Raw genomic sequence first — 16,346 nt, 5'->3', positions numbered from 1 at the left:
GGCCATCTTGCCGGTCTCGGGGTCGAGCCAGTACCAGGACCCGCCCCAGGACAGCCAGCCCGAACCCATGCGGCCCGAGGCGTCGACCCAGTACCAGGAGCCCGCCCAGCCGGCGACCCAGCGCTGGCCCGACAGCGTGCCGTCGCCAAGCAGGTACCACCACGCGCCGCCGCCGTCCTGCGCCCAGCCGACGGCCATGGCCCCGCTCTCCGGGTCCAGCCAGTACCACGCGCCGTCCCACAGCCAGCCGGCGTCCATGCGCCCGGAGCCGGCCAGGTGGTACCAGCGCCCGCCGGTCGCCTGCCAGCCGGTGAGCATGCGGCCCGAGCCGTCCGCCAGGTACCAGTCCCCGCCGCCGTCGCGGAACCAGCCGGCCGCCATCTTGCCGCTTTGCGGGTCCAGCCAGTACCAGGCGCCGTCCCACAGCCAGCCGGTGGTCAGCGCGCCCGAGGGGCTCGTGCGGTACCACGCGCCGTCCCAGGCCCAGCCCCGCCCGGTGAGCAGCGCGCCGGAGGCGGTGGCGTGCCACAGCGACCCCTGCGCCTCGAAGGTTCCCTCGGCCATGCGCCCGTCCTCGCCCAGCCAGTACCAGGAGCCGCGGTCGCTCACCCAGCGGGCCTCGGCGGCGCAGGGGGAGCCGTCGAACCAGTACCACGCGCCCTCGAAGCTCTTCCACCCGCTGGCGGCGCACGGCTCGCCGTTCTTGGTCCACGTCAGGTGCGGGGACGACTCGGACGGCTCGAGGGCGTAGACGTCCTCGGCAGGGGACGCGGGCTTCGCTTCGCCGCTGCCTTCGCCGGCGGCTGGGCTCGCGTCCGCTGCAGGTATGGTGGTGGCCGGATCTGCCGCTGGGGCATCCACGAGCTGATCGGCACCTCGCTCGATTGTGCTTGATGTCGTTTCGTCAGCTATGGCGATGCTTGCGTTTCCTGCGCTTGAGATCGCGGTGCAGCACGCTGCCGCCAACGCGACGATGGCGGCTTGTCGAGTGGCGCTTCGGAAGTATGCGAGCGCTGTGAAGCGTCTGTTCTCCATCTTGTTCCTTTCCCTGGTGTCCGTGAAGCCTAGCTTCGAGATTACATCTTTGTCGATTGCCTCTTGTGTGGCATTTTGCAAGAGGTTTGGCGGCAAGCGCAAAACGCCGGGGCGCAGGTGGGTTTTCATCTGCGCCCCGGCATAATATGCTATCGGGCTTAGCCCATGTATGTTACGACTTTTGTGTTGTATGGAATGTTGTCGTATACCCATTTCGCTCGGTCAAGGGTCAATCGAACGCAACCGTGAGAGATGTTCACGCCTTGACGGTTATCCATTTCCACGAAAGTCCCCTGATAGTACTCGCCGGAATGAATCAGGTAGTCACCATAGAATTGAGTGTAATAGTAACAGCTGAATCCTGATCCGAACACGTATCCTTTAATGCCGACGGTATACTCGCCGAGAACCGTAGGCGTTGCCCAGGCTCCCGTTGAGCAGCTCCAGTGATATTGAAGCTTCCAATTTCCTTGCCATCCCCAATATACGCCGAATTCGTTGTTAACGGTGTCTATCATAATGAGCCAGTTTGTTGCGCTGTAATAGCCTTGCGCTCGCTGGGTCATGGGGTCGGCATAAGGGTCCCATGCTCCACTGGCGTTGAAGTAGTAATAACCTCCATCGACGTATTGCCAGCCGGTTAACATGGCGCCGCTTGCGCTAAGCCAATACCAAGTTCCGTTTTCGTTGAGCCATCCGGTTTTCATCGCGCCCGATGAGGGGTCGAGATAGTACCAAGCTCCATTGACGTACTGCCATCCGGTTTTCATTTCGCCGCTTTGAGCCATGAGATACCACGCCCCGTTGGCGCTTACCCATCCGGTTTCCATCGCTCCTTGGCTGCCGAACCAATACCAGTTGCCGTCAATCATCTGCCATTGCGTTGCCATGGCTCCTGAATCCGGTTTGGCATAAAAGTCGAATCCGTCGATTTTGACCCATCCGGATAGAGGCGCATCGGAGTCGTCTAGCAGCACCAGTTCGCCGTTGGTCTTGCTGGCGTTTGCGGTTAGCTTTCCGTTTGCGGTGGCAAAGCGGTATTTTCCGGTGTCGTCAATGGGAACCCATTGTTTTTCAACCATCGATCCAGATTCGGCGAAGTAATAGTTCTGCTTGCCGATTGTTTCCAGGCCGGTGGCCATCTTGCCGGTCTCGGGGTCGAGCCAGTACCAGGACCCGCCCCAGGACAGCCAGCCCGAACCCATGCGGCCCGAGGCGTCGACCCAGTACCAGGAGCCCGCCCAGCCGGCGACCCAGCGCTGGCCCGACAGCGTGCCGTCGCCAAGCAGGTACCACCACGCGCCGCCGCCGTCCTGCGCCCAGCCGACGGCCATGGCCCCGCTCTCCGGGTCCAGCCAGTACCACGCGCCGTCCCACAGCCAGCCGGCGTCCATGCGCCCGGAGCCGGCCAGGTGGTACCAGCGCCCGCCGGTCGCCTGCCAGCCGGTGAGCATGCGGCCCGAGCCGTCCGCCAGGTACCAGTCCCCGCCGCCGTCGCGGAACCAGCCGGCCGCCATCTTGCCGCTTTGCGGGTCCAGCCAGTACCAGGCGCCGTCCCACAGCCAGCCGGTGGTCAGCGCGCCCGAGGGGCTCGTGCGGTACCACGCGCCGTCCCAGGCCCAGCCCCGCCCGGTGAGCAGCGCGCCGGAGGCGGTGGCGTGCCACAGCGACCCCTGCGCCTCGAAGGTTCCCTCGGCCATGCGCCCGTCCTCGCCCAGCCAGTACCAGGAGCCGCGGTCGCTCACCCAGCGGGCCTCGGCGGCGCAGGGGGAGCCGTCGAACCAGTACCACGCGCCCTCGAAGCTCTTCCACCCGCTGGCGGCGCACGGCTCGCCGTTCTTGGTCCACGTCAGGTGCGGGGACGACTCGGACGGCTCGAGGGCGTAGACGTCCTCGGCAGGGGACGCGGGCTTCGCTTCGCCGCTGCCTTCGCCGGCGGCTGGGCTCGCGTCCGCTGCAGGTATGGTGGTGGCCGAAAGAGCGCTTTTGTTCGATTTGTCGGTTGCGCTCTCTTTCGCGGTTGTGTCGACCTCAGGCGAAGATTCTTCGACTGTCGAAACCTGTGCGGTGGTTGATTCGCTGTTTTGAACCGGCTCTTCGGCGATTGCTGGAGACGTGTATCCCATGCACAGTGCTAGGCATGTCGCCGTCGGTAAAACGGCTAGTTTTCGCCATTGAAACGGATTTCGGTGCTTTCTTCTGCTCACAAGATGCTCCTCTCCTCTATAGTGGTGCTACTTACAGTTCCGAATTTCTAAGTTCAGAATAGCGTATAGGAGTGTGTTGGTCTTGTTTAATCGGGTGACTTTGCCTTTGATTTGTGCGTTAGCGGTGGCGCTGTCGCTTGTTGTTCCTGTTTGCTCGTTTGCCGATGTTGCTGATGATGCATGCGCCGAGCGCGAGTCGGATGGATTTGCTAACGAATATGACCAAGGTTCCGGTTCGTATGCAAATAGTTGGCGTTACGGAAATTCCGATGCCTATGGAGAGGGAACCGGTTTCGCGTTGTTTGCAAACCGGCTCAATTCGTGGTGGAGCGAGAGCGGCGTTTGGTATGGCTCAAACGGGACGATAGTCAATAGCGCCGTGGGATTCGGCGTTGATGTTTCGGAGCATCAGGGCTATATCGATTGGTCTCAGGTTCAGTCTTCCGGTGTGACGTATGCGATTCTTCGATGCGGCTATGGAAGCGATTATTCGAATCAGGACGACAAGCGATTTCTGAGAAATGTTCAGGAATGCCAGCGTTATGGGATTCCTTTTGGCGTGTATCTGTATTCATATGCTACCGATAATGCAATGGCCCAAAGCGAAGCAGAGCATACCTTGAGGCTTTTGCGAGAAGCCGGCCTTAGCCCTTATAGCCTTTCTTATCCTGTTTACTATGATATGGAAGACGAGAATCAGCAGGGGAAACTTGGATCCGCGGCTTTAGGGAGTATCGCTTCGACATATTGCAATGCTATTGCTGCTGCTGGTTATACGCCAGGTGTGTACGCGAATACCAATTGGTGGACCAACCGTTTGACCGACTCCGCTTTCTCCTCTTGGCCTCGTTGGGTCGCTCAATATAACTGTGAATGCACGTATTTCGGCAAATATGGGATGTGGCAGGCTGACAGCAATACATCGATTAAGGGCATTGACGGGAGAGTAGATATCAATTTCGATTTTGCGGGCCCGATTCGCCACAAAGATACGTGGGTTTTCTCTAATGGTTCTTGGTGGTATCAGTATAAAAATGGGAGCTACCCGTCGAATGGCTGGGCCTATATCGATAACGCATGGTATTACTTTGATTCCGCTGGCTGGATGCAGACCGGTTGGGTTCTTTCGAATGGCAGTTGGTACTATTTGAACTCATCCGGCGCCATGTTGAATGGTTGGCAGTGGGTTAATGGTTCCTGGTACTACCTCGACCCCGCAAACGGTGCGATGGTGACCGGTTGGCTGAAGGACGGTCAGAGCTGGTACTGGCTGACCCCGTCCGGCGCGATGGCAGTTGGCTGGGCCGATGCCTGGGGGACGTGGTACTACATGGGCGGAAGCGGCGCTATGCTTTCCGGCTGGCAGTTTGTGGGGGGAGCTTGGTACTACCTCGATCCCGAAAACGGCGCCATGGCAACTGGATGGCTGAAGGAGGGTCAGAGCTGGTACTGGCTAAACGAATCTGGAGCTATGGGCATCGGCTGGTTGTTTGTAAACGGTTCTTGGTATTGGTCGGATAACTCGGGATGCCTGAGAACAGGTTGGAATCAAATCGGGGCTAACTACTATTATCTCGACCCTACTAGCTGCGCTATGCATATTGGTTGGATAGACGATGAAGGTACCTGGTATTACTGCGACGGTTCTGGCGCGATGGGTACGGGGTGGCAGTTCGTGAATGGCAGCTGGTATTGCTTCTCCGATGCAGGCAAGATGCTGGTTGGGGAGCAAACTATCGAAGGCGTTGCGTATCGATTCGCGTCATCTGGCGCAATGGTTACGGGTTGGTTTAACGACGGAGTTGCCTGGCGTTTTTATTGCGGTTCTGGAGCGATGAAATCATCTTCGTGGGAAGGGGATTACTACCTTCTTGAAGATGGCACTATGGCAAAAGACCAGTGGATCGGTTCGTATTATGTTGGATCGGACGGAAGATGGATTCCTGGATACTAGATTGATGCAGTTGGCCGGCTGGAAATGGCCGGGCTGCGCTTAGCGTCTTCCTCTCATACAAAAGCAGGCCGGGTCGCTTTGGTGGCGATCCGGCCTGCTTTGTTGTTTGGCGTGGCGTTGGCGCTTCGCGCGTGGGTTTCCGCTTTCTACTTCCCCAAAACCTCTCGCAAGGCTTCTACTGCCTTCGCGTATGCCTCGTCCAGCTCTGGGAGCAGCTTGGTTGCTGCGGCTTCGTCGCCGTTTCTTAGGGCGTCGTTCATGCTTTTCGCCAGCTTGTGCACGCTGGTGAGCGAGAGGTTGCCGGCTACGCCTTTGAGGGCGTGGGCTTCCGTCTCCGCGGTTGCCAGGTCGCCTGCGGCGAACGCGCGGCGGACGTTGGGCATGTGGGGGTCGTCGAGGAACAGCTCGGCCAGCTTTAGGTATAGCGATTCGTTGCCTTCGAAGCGGTCGATGATGTCCTCGTAATCTATGTCGGCGTTTTGCAACGCGGCAATGTCTTTTTCGTCCATTGTGCCTCCCTGGGTTTCGGACGTGTTCGTCCTTGGAAGTATAATCCGGGCCATGACGAATCGTAATCAACAGTATCATGACCCTTTCGAGCCGGGCGTCTCCTCGCCCGAGTTCGAGCAATATGCCCGCCAAAGCTACGCCTCTCACGGCGGGCGCGGCGCAGCACGGCCCGGCAACCCCGACGCAGCTCGTCCTGTTGCCCCTGGTGCGCCTGCCGGCCGCAGCGGGCAGCCTGCGCAGCCCGTCAACACTCCCTATAGCCGCTGGTCGCGCGGCGGGTCGGGAACGTCACGCATGCCGGGCGGCTCGGCTGCCGCCGGCGCGCATGCCGGCAACCCGGCGCAGCCTGCGTATGCGCGCCACGGCCGTCACGGCGCCGTGCGTCCGCAGCAGGGCTGGGCTTCGCCTTCCGAAACCTGCGACATGGGCTTCGCCGGGTCAGCCGGCGCCTATGTCAGCCCGCTCAAGCGCTTCGCTGGCCTTGTCATCTGCGTGCTGATCGCCGTGCTCATTGAGGTGTTCGGCTTCAACCTGGCCTTCTTCACGTCCATGACCTACCCGCAGGTGGGGACGTACCTGGTCAACGGCGTGTCGGCAGGCACCGAAGGCGCGCTGACGCTCGACTCGTCCGCGAACTATTTCGAAATCACGGGCCTTGACGACACCGTCCGCAGCATCCACTTCACCCCTCAGCTCAACGACCCCGCGGCGGCAGCTAAGGCCACCGATAGCAAGCTGCAGGTGGTCATGTATCTGCAGGACGAAGGCAACGCGAACTACTATCAGCTGCCGGCGGTCTCGGTCGATCCGAAGGACGCCGCCAGCACCTATATCAGCTTGGACCCGGCGGGCGACTGCCATTCCATCTACGTTTCGATCACGAACCTGGCCGACGTGGGCCCGGTGACCGTGACGGGCATCGGGCTGAACCAGCAGGTGCCGCTCGACATCGACCCGCTGCGTTTCGCCTATATTCTGGCGGTGCTGCTGGCGCTGTACGCTGTCCGTCCTCAGTCGGTTCTGTTCAGCCGCGTGTTCGACGGCCGCATCACGCGCCAGGGCTGGATGGTCATCGCGTTGGTTGCCGTGCAGTGCGTCATCATCTTCATCCTGGTCATGTCCAATACGCACTTCCTGTCCATCACGCACACCGCCAGCACGGAGAACCAGTTTCAGTACCAAAAGCTCGCCCAGGCGCTGCTTCAGGGGCACTTCTACCTTGACGACGTGCCCTCGGCCGCGCTGCAGGCCATGGACAACCCCTACGATACCGCGGCGCGCGATTCGGCCGGCGTGCCTTACCTGTGGGATCACGCGTACTACCAGGGGAAATACTACGTGTACTTCGGCGTGCTGCCGTGCCTAGTGTTCTACGTCCCGTGGCTTTTGCTCACGGGAACCGGGTTCCCCACGTGGCTTGGCGTCGCCATCTGCGACTGCGCGTATGTGGCGGGCATCGCGTATTTGCTCACGCGTATCTCGCGCCGGTGGTTCCCTCGCACGTCGATCGGCGTGCTGCTTGTGCTCGACATCATGATGTTCGTGGCTGGCGGCGGGCTGATCTTGGCGCGCACGCCCAGCATGTACTTCCTGCCCGAGGCTATGGGCTTGGCCCTGATCAGCTGGGGTTTGGGACTGTGGGTGTCGGGTACCACGGGCGGTTTCATAGATCGTCGGCGTGTGGTGGCCGGTGCGGCGCTCATTGCGTTGACGCTTGCCGCACGCCCGCAGATGGTGCTGGCCGCCGTGTTCGGGCTGGTGCTGTTCTGGCCGTTTTTGCGCGACGCTCGCGGCAATGCCCAGGCGCGACGAGCCTGCCTGGGCGCCTTCCGCGCCGCGCTCACGCCGTTTCTGGTGGTCGCCGCAGCGGTCATGGTGTACAACTTCGCGCGCTTCGGCAGTCCGCTCGACTTCGGCGCGAACTACAACCTGACCACCAACGACATGACGCATCGCGGGTTCCACGCCGACCGCATCCCGTTCGGCCTGTACGCGTACCTGTTCCAGCCCCCGGCGCTGGGCAGCCAGTTCCCGTTCATGCACCAGACCTACATGGACCCGGCATATCAGGGCGTCACCATCTACGAGCCCATGTTCGGCGGCTACTTCTTCCTGTACCCCATGACGCTCGTGCTGCTGGCGCTGCCGCGCGTTCGCCACGGCCTGAAGGCGAAGGGCCTCATGCCGCTGTGGATCTGCGCGGTGTGCGTGGCGGTGGTGCTGTGCATCTTCGATTTACAGGGCGCCGGCATCCTTATGCGCTACATTTGCGACTTCGGGCTGTACTTCGCCCTTGCGGCGGCCCTGTCGTTTTTGGAGCTTTTGCAGGTGCGCTCGAGCGAGCCGCTGTCGAAGGGCTGGACCACGCAGCTGGGCGCCCATGCGCAGGTGCCCGTGCAGCAGGCGGGCGCGCATGCGGTGGCGTCGGCCGCCGTGGCGGGGCAGACGGTGTCGGTGTATCGCATCGCGCTGTACTTCATGTTCGGGTCGCTCGTGCTGATGATCGGCGCGAATGTCCTGCTGTGGAACGCGTTCGGGATTTACTAGGGCCTGTGGGGCTGCGCTGGCTGTGCCCGGCGTGGCGCTTGCGTTGCGTTGCGGAGCAGCGAACGTGAACAGGGGACGGAGGTGTGTTCATGTAATACGTTGCCGGAAGTGCGAAGTTAAATCGTGAACACACCTCCGTCCCCTGTTCATCCGGCGCGGCCGATTGCAACTCCAGACTCAGCCGTACATGTCCGGCTGAGTTCGATAACGAAATCGAAGTGTTCGGATGAGGTTGCGAATCAAGCTCAAGCCCTCGAAATCGGCTGCTGAAAAAATTTTTGAAAAAGGGGGTTGCGCCGAAAATTGAAATGTCTATAATACTTTCTTGCGCCAAGGAAACGAAGCGCACCGAAGAAATTCCTCGGTAGCTCAACGGCAGAGCATCCGGCTGTTAACCGGAGGGTTGTAGGTTCGAATCCTACCCGGGGAGCCATGAAGCTCCAAGAACCGCCAGCGCAAGTTGGCGGTTCTTTTTTTGTTTGAACGGATTCGCCTGAATGGATTCCCCTGTTTGCGGGGCGTCCGTTTTCCCCATCTGTGGGGGCGTTGGTTTCCCCGTCTGAGAGGGCGTCGATTCCTCTCGCTGCGGGGGCACGGCTTCCCTCTCTGCGAGGGTATCCGTTTTTGCGTTCATTTCTCGGTGCCGGCTGCCCGCTCCCTGCGCGTACGTTCGTTTTAGCGCTAAAGGAGTTGTCGCACCATGATCATGCAGGTTGAGCATCTGTCGAAGTCGTTCGGCGGGCGCACGCTGTTCTCCGACGTCACGTTCAAGCTGGAGGAATACGACCGCCTGGCGCTCGTAGGTCCCAACGGCGCCGGTAAAACCACCATGCTCAACATCATCAGCGGCCGCGAGGACGCCGACGAGGGTCGCATCCTGTTCGCAAAGGGCGCCCGCGTGGGCTACCTGGAGCAGGAAGCCATCGAGATGCCCGACCGCCCCATCTTCGAGGAGGTCATGTCCTCGCAGGTGGAAATCCTGGAAGCCGAGCAGCGCCTGCGCGAGCTGGAGGAGTCGTTGGGCGATAACCCCACCGAGCGCCAGCTTGCCGCAGCCGGCCGCGCGCGCGATGCCTACGAGATGCTGGGCGGCTACACCATCGAGGCCAAGGTCCGCGGCGTGCTGTTCGGCCTGGGCTTCAAGGAAGGCGACATCAAGCAGGCCACCACGAACTTCTCCGGAGGCTGGCAGATGCGCATCGCGCTGGCCAAGCTGCTGGTCCGCAATCCCGAGGTGCTCATGCTCGACGAGCCCACAAACCACCTGGATCTTGAGTCGGTGAAGTGGCTTGAGGGCTTTTTGCGCGGCTACGAGGGCACCGTCATCGTGGTCAGCCACGACCGCGAGTTCATGGACAACATGATTGACCGCGTAGCCGAGGTGGCAAACGGCCGCGTTAACCTATACAAGGGCAACTATTCCGTATACCTCAAGGCGCGCGAGGAGCGCATCGAGCGCCTCCGCCAGCAGCGCACCAAGCAGCTCGAGGAGATGAAGCACCTGGAGGATTTCGTCGAGCGCTTCCGCTACAAGGCTACCAAGGCTCGCCAGGCCCAGGAGCGCGCGCAGCGCTTGGAGCGCCTGAAAGAGGAGCTCATCGAGATCCCCGAGGAGAAGAAGCCCATCCACTTCAACTTCGTGCAGCCGCCTCGCACCGGCGATGAGGTGGTGCGCTGCCGCGGCCTGGTGAAGGCGTTCGGCGACAAGCGCGTCTACGACAACTTCGACTTCACCATGTACCGCGGTGACAAGGTGGCGCTTGTGGGCCCCAACGGCGCGGGCAAATCCACGCTTATGAAGATGATCGCAGGCGTCATGAAGCCCGACGCCGGCACTATCGACTACGGCGTGCACGTGGCGCTGACGTACTATGCTCAGCACCAGCTGGAAGAACTGCACGCGGGCAACACCGTGTTCGAGGAGCTCGACCACGTGGCGCCGGGCTGGAACATCAGCCAGGTGCGCAGCCTGCTCGGCGCCTTCCTGTTCGAGGGCGACGCCGTCGAGAAGAAGGTCAGCGTGCTCTCCGGCGGCGAGAAGGGCCGTCTGGCGCTGGCGAAGATGCTCGTGGCGCCCAAGCCGCTGCTGTGCCTTGACGAGCCCACCAACCACCTGGACATCGCCAGCGCCGACGTGCTCGAGCAGGCGCTCAACCGCTTCGACGGCACCATCCTGCTCATCACGCACGACCGCCATCTCATCCGCAGCATCGCGAACCGTATCGTCGAGGTGAAGCCCGGCAAGGTCACCGTCTATGACGGCGACTACGATTACTACCTGTTCAAGTCCGGCCAGCTCGACGGGCCCGAGCCCACCGACGAGTCGCTCGTCGACGAGCTGATGGAGCGCAAACCTGCCGGAAAGGGCGCGTCGGGGAAGGGGAAGGCGTCGAAGAGCGCCGCTTCCGCGCCTGCCGCGCCCGCTTCGTCTGCGCCTGCCGCCTCGGGAGAGCTGACGGCAAAGCGCGGCAGCTCGCCGAAGACCAAGGAGCAGAAGCGCCGCGAGGCCGAGGCGCGCAACCGCGCCTACGCCGCGCTGAAGAACCATCGCAAGCGCATTGCCGAGCTTGACAAGCAGATGGAGCGCGACAACGCCCGCATGGAGGAGCTGCTGGCGAAGATGGCCGATCCCGACTTCTACATCAACGAGGACGCGTCCTCGGATGCCGTGGCCGAGCACTCCAAGCTCAAGCAACGCCTGGCCGCCGCCGAGGAGGAATGGTTCATGCTGAACGAAGAGCTCGAAGAGGAGATGGCCAAGCAGGCCGAGGCAATGGGCGTGTAGGGAAAGGTTGCAAGGATGCTGAACATCGTGTTGGTGGAGCCTGAGATCCCCCAGAACACGGGGAACGTGGCGCGCACGTGCGCGTGCATCGGCGCGCGGCTGCACCTGGTGGAGCCCATGGGCTTCGCCGTCACGCAGCGTAATCTTGCGCGCGCGGGGTGCGACTACTGGGACGACGTCGACATCGTGCGCTGGTCGTGCGCCGACGAGTTCTTCGAGGCCCATGCCGCCGACGAGCTACACCTGTTCACGGGACATGTGCAGCGCAGCTTCGCCGACGTTTCGTACGGCTCGGACGCTTGGCTGGTGTTCGGGCGCGAGAGCCGCGGGCTTGACGAGGCCGTTATGCAGCGCTTCGAGTCCGCCTGCGTGCGCATTCCCATGCGCGACGGTATGCGTAGCTTAAACTTAAGCAATTCGGTTGCAATAGCCGCGTACGAGGCTTTGCGCCAGCAAAACTGGCCGGGCTTGGCTTAAACAGCGCCTTTTGAGACGAACGGGGAAAGGAGGGAAGGCGATGATGGAGCAGAACGCGCACGATGAAGAGCGTGACACGGCTGATTCGGCCGCCGGCGACACGTTGGATTCGGCCGTCGATGATACGGCGGATCTGGCCACCGGCGACACGTCGGATTCGGCCGTCGATGATACGACGGGTTCGGCTACCGGCGATGCGGCTGATTTTGCTGCCGGCAACGCGACGGATTTGGCTGCCGCTGATGCTGCGCGCTCTCAGGCGCCCGCCGAGCAGCCGACGCCTGCTGGCCGCGCTGTCAGCCCTTCTCCTAGCCCTACGCCCACGTTCGCCGCTACCGACCGCCCCGCGCGCCGCGCGCGCAGGCTGCGGTGGAAGCCCGGCATCACCCGTCCCATGATGGCGCTCTCGGCCGCATCGTTCGTCCTGATGGTTGCGGGCGTCGGCGGTTACGTGTCTGCAATCCCGGCAGTGGTTGCCGATGATAGGCCCAGCACGGTGGTGATCCCGCTGGAATCGGCGCTGTGGCTTGACGGCCAGATGCGCGAGGTCCAGGCCGGGCCCGTGAGCTCGACGCGCGCAGTGGGCCCGGTGACGATCGAGGCCTCCAAGACCGACGCCGCTGCACCTGATGCTGCGGCAGCTTTGGGCCTTGGCTCGGGCTCCGGGATGCTGGGCGTTGCGTCGCTGACTGGGGCATCTGGGGCTTCTTCGGTGGATTCGTCGTTCGCCCGCGCGCAGCGGATCGCCGGCGGCGCCTCGGCTGCGTCGGGGTCTGGCTCGGAGTCGGGGTCTGCGTCTTCCGGCGGCTCGTCGCAGGCGGGCTCGGGGTCTGCGGGAAGCGGCTCCGCGTCCGGTTCCGGCTCCAGTTCGGGCAACTCCGGCGGTTCGGGCAGCAACTCGGACGACGCGAGCGGCTCGGGCTCGGGTTCGGAAAGCGCCGGCGGCTCCGGTTCCGCACCTGCGCCCGCCGGCCCTACGGCCGAGCAGGAGGCGGCGGCGTATGCCGTGCTGGTCGATCATCAGGCCCGCGTGAACGATTATGTTGCGCGCTTGAACAACGCCGTGGCCGCGTTCAACAACGACTGCATGAGCACGTCGCGCCCCCTTCGCCAAAGCGATTACAACGAGTGCGCGGCCATCGACAGCCAAACGCTCACCGACTTCCTGCTCCTGCGCAATTCTGACGCGTTCGCCGATGGCTCGCGCTGGCTGGAGCAAAAGGGCAACCTCCAGCGTGCGTATATCGCGTTGGACCAGTATCTCTCCGTCATTTACGACGCGTGGGGGTTGAACTTGGCATACGAGAACCCGGCGGAAGGGGTTGATCGCTGGATGGAACCCGTTCGCGCCGATCAGGATGCCTCCGGCAACAGCATGAGGGCTGCGCAACTGAACGAGACGTTAGCGAGCATCAGCTTATGAGTGGGCTTGTTGACGAGGGCGGCGCGCTCGCTTCGTCGGGCGCCGTTCAGGGCATGCGCCTGGTGCGCGTGGCCGATTTCAGCGCGCCGCTTTCGCTTTCCGATGCCGATCGGCCGTCGTACGTGCGCCGTTTCGTCACGTTGTTCGTGTCGCAGGGCCAGGGACATCGCGGCGGCACGGGTCGTGTGGAGCATGCGCGCAATGCGCAGGGCGAGCATCTGGCGCTCAAGTTACTTTCGCTTCCGCATCGCTGTGATGGCGAAACCGAGGACGATCATGCCCGCCGTGTGCGCGTCTCGCGCGCCGCGTTCGAACGCGAATACGAGTGCCATATCCTGCTGTCGGGGCTGAAGGGCTTCCCCCGTCTGTATGGCCGGGGCACCGTTGACGGGGTGCCGTGCATCGTTATGGAATGGGTTGAGGGCATCACCTTGGACCGCGTGCGCCGGCAGCTTGTCGTCGACGGTTGCGGCTGCGTGAGCCCGCTGGTGGCGGCGCGCCTGGGCCGCGACCTATTCGACCTGGTGGCGCGCATGGGGTATGTGGAAGGCGGGTTCGTGCACCGCGACATCAGCCCGCGCAACGTCATGGTGCGCACCTCGCGGCTGTCCTTGGAGCAGCAGGTGGACGAGGGCGTGTTCGACCTATACCTCATCGACTTCGGCTCGTCGGCCGAGTCGGAGCCGCGCTCCACGTCGTTCACCAGCGAGAACGCGGTGTTCCGCGGAGCCACGGCCGATTTCGCGCCGCCCGAGATGCTCAGCGACGACATCCCGGGCCTGGCCGAGCTGCGCAAATCGCCGGCGATCGACGTGTACGCCGCGGCAAGCGTGGTGTACCAGCTGGCGTGCGGGCAGGCCCCTTACGATTTGCATGCGGTTGGGGAAGATGGGGCGCCCGTTTCGCCGTATCGCGCGAAGATGGCGGCTCCCGCGCCGGTTGCGGTGATGGCACACGCTCGGGCCGACGAGCTGCTCGAGGCGCTTGCGCGCGAACCCGAGGTGGCGGTTGCGGTGCAGCATGCGCAGGATAAGCTGTCCGCGCCGATGGGCGTGTCGGAGGCGGCCGAGGCGCTGTCCTTCGTGGACGAGCAGCTCGGTATCGTGTTGGGCGATTGCCTGGCTCGCGGGCAATCCGATCGCCCCGACGCCGCGGCGGTTCGCGATGCGCTGTCGTCGTTCTCCATCCACTACGCCGACAACGTGGAGCGGTCGTTTTGCGGTCGTCCGCTGGTGCCGTGCGTGCCTGGCGGGTTCGCCGCGTCGGCGCTTGATGTTGCCGATTCCACGCTGGCCCATGTGCGTATGGCGTGCAAGGGCGTCGCGACGGCGGCGTTGGCAGGGGTTGCGGTCTCGGCGGCCGTGCTTGCCAACGGGGCGCAGGCGTCGCTTGATGCGGTGGGTTTTGCCTGGTCTGGCGGCCTTCCCGGGTTCGCAGCGGCCGTTGCGGCGCTGTTCCCCGCGTTGGTGGGGCTATCGCTGCGCTTCGGCGGCTCGCGCACCACAGCGGGCTTTTTGCGCGGCACGGCGGGCCTTGCGGTCACGTTTGCGGCGTTGTGGCAGGTGCTTGCTGACATGCGCTTCGAGGCGGCGGCGCAGCAGCATCTGCTGTACATGGCGTTGGTGGCTGCCGTGGCGGCGGGCTGGTGCATCATGGTGGCCGATTTCGCGCTGAACGTGGCATTGCCCCAGATGGTTCGTCGTAAGGCGTTGCCGTCGGGGGGTTCCGACGAGGCCGTGGCGCTTCCGAGTACGGCAGCGCCGGCGCTTGAGGGCGAATATGATGATATGAGCGAAGGAGCGTGAGGCTGATGGCAACGGAGTTGACGCCGTGCGGCGCCCTGTTCGAGACCATGAAACGCTATGGCGGCATCAGCCATAAGGACCTGGCGCGCCTGGTGTTGTCCGGCCGCCCGCTTGCCGACGGCAAAAGCCCGCTGTCGCGCTGCGACGATCGCACGTGGGTCTCGCGCTTCATCGTGCATGCCCCCGTGGGCTCGTTGCAGGACCGCTACTTTTGCGATTGGGGCGTGGCAGCTCTGCGCGTTTCGGCGCGCCTGCGCTCCCGCGACGGGAAGGGCCTGTCGGCCGAAGAGGCGTTGTCGCTGGTCACGAACCAGGGCGGGGCGCTTATGGAGCAGGCGCTGCGTGAATGCCACCAGGACCTGGCGCTGTATCGTAACGTGCTGGAGCGCCTAGCTCGCGGCGCGGGCTACAGCGTGGAGGAGCGCTCCGAGCTGGCCATGGTGCTGTTCGTGGCGGCGGGATGCAGCGCGAACGTGAAGCGCGCGTGCGCCTATGTGCTCGATTACGTGAAGACGGTGCACGGCGGAAGGCTGGAAACCGTTCCCGCCGCCGTTATGGACCAGGGCGAGCAGCCTGGCGCGGCGTCCGCGGACCCGCGCGAGCAAGCGCAGGCGCTGGGCCTTTTGCGCATGGTGGGAGGCCTGGTTTCCGGGGGTTTGCACTGGGTGCAGCCGCTTTCCGACGGCGTGGAGATCGGCGCGCTGGCCTTGGGGCCTGATGATATCAACGACGTGGAGCCCGACGTGTCGGGTCATCACCTGCGCGTCTGGTGCAACGAGGTGGGCCGGTGGTGCGTGCAGGGTCTGGGAAGCTCCAACGGCACCGTGCTGATCAGCGACGAAGATGGCTCCGAGACGGTGGTGGAACCGGCGCGCGCGGGTGCTTCCGCATGCGCCGAACCGGTCGAGGTGCACGCCGGCGACGAGTTGATCTTGGCCGGATCGACCCGGTTCATGCTGATAGAAGGCATGCCGGAAAGCTGGGAATGACCCTTTACGCCTCCTGCTCGTGGGGGAGCAGCGGGGCTAGGAAGCCTTTGTCGGCGAGCGCTCGGCCGATGGCTTCGAGCGCCTGGTTGCTTGGCGCCGACACCAGGTGATAGTGGTATCCCGAGGTGGCGGTGCTCAGCGGCGAGGATTTCCCGCTTTCGATATCGTTGATGAAGCGCTCGATATCCGCCTGATTTGCGATCTCCAAAGGCGCGGTGATGCGGCCGTAGGCGCGATGGCTGATGGATACGTTATGCACGTGCCCGCCAAGCGCGATGATGGTCTGCAGCTCTTCCCTGGTTTGCTCGACCTCGTGATGCAGCTTGAACGTGCGCGCGGGCTCGTCGAGGGCTGCAGTCGGCGGCTCTGCGGCGTTTTGCGCCATGGTTTGCGCTGCGTTTTGCGTTGTGGTTTGCGCGGCATCCGCCAGCACGTAGCCTTTCGTGGTTGCCACGATGTTTGCGCCCGCCTCGCGCAGCAGCGCGATGTCCTGCACGATGATCTGCCGGCTGACGCTGAGTGTGCTTGCAAGCTGGCCGCCGGACACCGGTGCGTCGGCTGATCGGAGCGCATCGAGCAGCGATGCGCGCCTGGCCTCGGATTTCGTTGCCATG

General features: G+C 63.3%; 10 protein-coding genes, 1 tRNA gene and 1 pseudogene. 8 read left to right on the top strand and 4 right to left on the bottom strand.

The window, feature by feature from the left end; translation table 11 throughout:
* Together RDW26_RS02780 and RDW26_RS02775 are read right to left on the bottom strand one after the other, a co-directional pair.
* Positions 1–1,116: pseudogene (locus RDW26_RS02780) on the bottom strand (hypothetical protein); the annotation flags it as partial.
* A gap of 77 nt (positions 1,117–1,193) precedes the next feature.
* Positions 1,194–3,242 carry a L,D-transpeptidase family protein gene (locus RDW26_RS02775; protein ID WP_307982431.1) on the bottom strand — a complete coding sequence of 683 codons (2,049 nt, stop codon included), beginning with the start codon at positions 3,240–3,242 and terminating at the stop codon, positions 1,194–1,196.
* Positions 3,243–3,318: 76 nt separating this feature from the next.
* On the opposite strand from RDW26_RS02775, the gene RDW26_RS02770 reads away from it, so the two are divergent.
* Positions 3,319–5,196 (top strand): GH25 family lysozyme, encoded by a 1,878-nt coding sequence (locus RDW26_RS02770; protein ID WP_307982430.1) that lies wholly within the window; start codon positions 3,319–3,321, stop codon positions 5,194–5,196.
* Positions 5,197–5,342: 146 nt separating this feature from the next.
* Here the strand turns inward: RDW26_RS02770 and RDW26_RS02765 are convergent, their stop codons facing one another.
* Positions 5,343–5,705 carry an Hpt domain-containing protein gene (locus RDW26_RS02765; protein ID WP_307982429.1) on the bottom strand — a complete coding sequence of 121 codons (363 nt, stop codon included), beginning with the start codon at positions 5,703–5,705 and terminating at the stop codon, positions 5,343–5,345.
* 52 nt (positions 5,706–5,757) lie between these two features.
* Between RDW26_RS02765 and RDW26_RS02760 the strand changes: the two genes are divergently transcribed.
* The 7 genes from RDW26_RS02760 (at position 5,758) to RDW26_RS02730 (ending at position 15,732) form a co-directional block, all read left to right on the top strand.
* Positions 5,758–8,253, top strand: a complete 2,496-nt coding sequence (locus RDW26_RS02760; protein WP_307982428.1) for a hypothetical protein — start codon at positions 5,758–5,760, stop codon at positions 8,251–8,253.
* Between the two features lie 358 nt (positions 8,254–8,611).
* Positions 8,612–8,686 (top strand) — tRNA-Asn (locus tag RDW26_RS02755).
* A gap of 267 nt (positions 8,687–8,953) precedes the next feature.
* Positions 8,954–11,038, top strand: a complete 2,085-nt coding sequence (gene abc-f, locus RDW26_RS02750) for a ribosomal protection-like ABC-F family protein (protein ID WP_307982427.1) — start codon at positions 8,954–8,956, stop codon at positions 11,036–11,038.
* A gap of 15 nt (positions 11,039–11,053) precedes the next feature.
* Positions 11,054–11,515 carry a tRNA (cytidine(34)-2'-O)-methyltransferase gene (locus RDW26_RS02745; protein WP_307982426.1) on the top strand — a complete coding sequence of 154 codons (462 nt, stop codon included), beginning with the start codon at positions 11,054–11,056 and terminating at the stop codon, positions 11,513–11,515.
* A gap of 40 nt (positions 11,516–11,555) precedes the next feature.
* Positions 11,556–12,938, top strand: coding sequence for a hypothetical protein (locus RDW26_RS02740; protein WP_307982425.1), 1,383 nt, complete (start codon positions 11,556–11,558; stop codon positions 12,936–12,938).
* Positions 12,935–14,743 carry a hypothetical protein gene (locus RDW26_RS02735; protein ID WP_307982424.1) on the top strand — a complete coding sequence of 603 codons (1,809 nt, stop codon included), beginning with the start codon at positions 12,935–12,937 and terminating at the stop codon, positions 14,741–14,743. The genes RDW26_RS02740 and RDW26_RS02735 overlap by 4 nt, the downstream gene beginning before the upstream one ends.
* A gap of 5 nt (positions 14,744–14,748) precedes the next feature.
* Positions 14,749–15,732 carry an FHA domain-containing protein gene (locus RDW26_RS02730; RefSeq protein WP_307982423.1) on the top strand — a complete coding sequence of 328 codons (984 nt, stop codon included), beginning with the start codon at positions 14,749–14,751 and terminating at the stop codon, positions 15,730–15,732.
* Positions 15,733–15,736: 4 nt separating this feature from the next.
* Here the strand turns inward: RDW26_RS02730 and RDW26_RS02725 are convergent, their stop codons facing one another.
* The gene (locus RDW26_RS02725; protein ID WP_307982422.1) at positions 15,737–16,345 is read right to left on the bottom strand and encodes a transcription repressor NadR; all 609 of its coding nucleotides are present in this window, start codon (positions 16,343–16,345) and stop codon (positions 15,737–15,739) included.
* Between the last annotated feature and the right edge of the window lies 1 nt (position 16,346).

Source organism: uncultured Senegalimassilia sp. (assembly GCF_902464545.1).
GTDB lineage: Bacteria > Actinomycetota > Coriobacteriia > Coriobacteriales > Eggerthellaceae > Senegalimassilia.
This window is presented reverse-complemented; position numbering and strand designations above follow the sequence as displayed.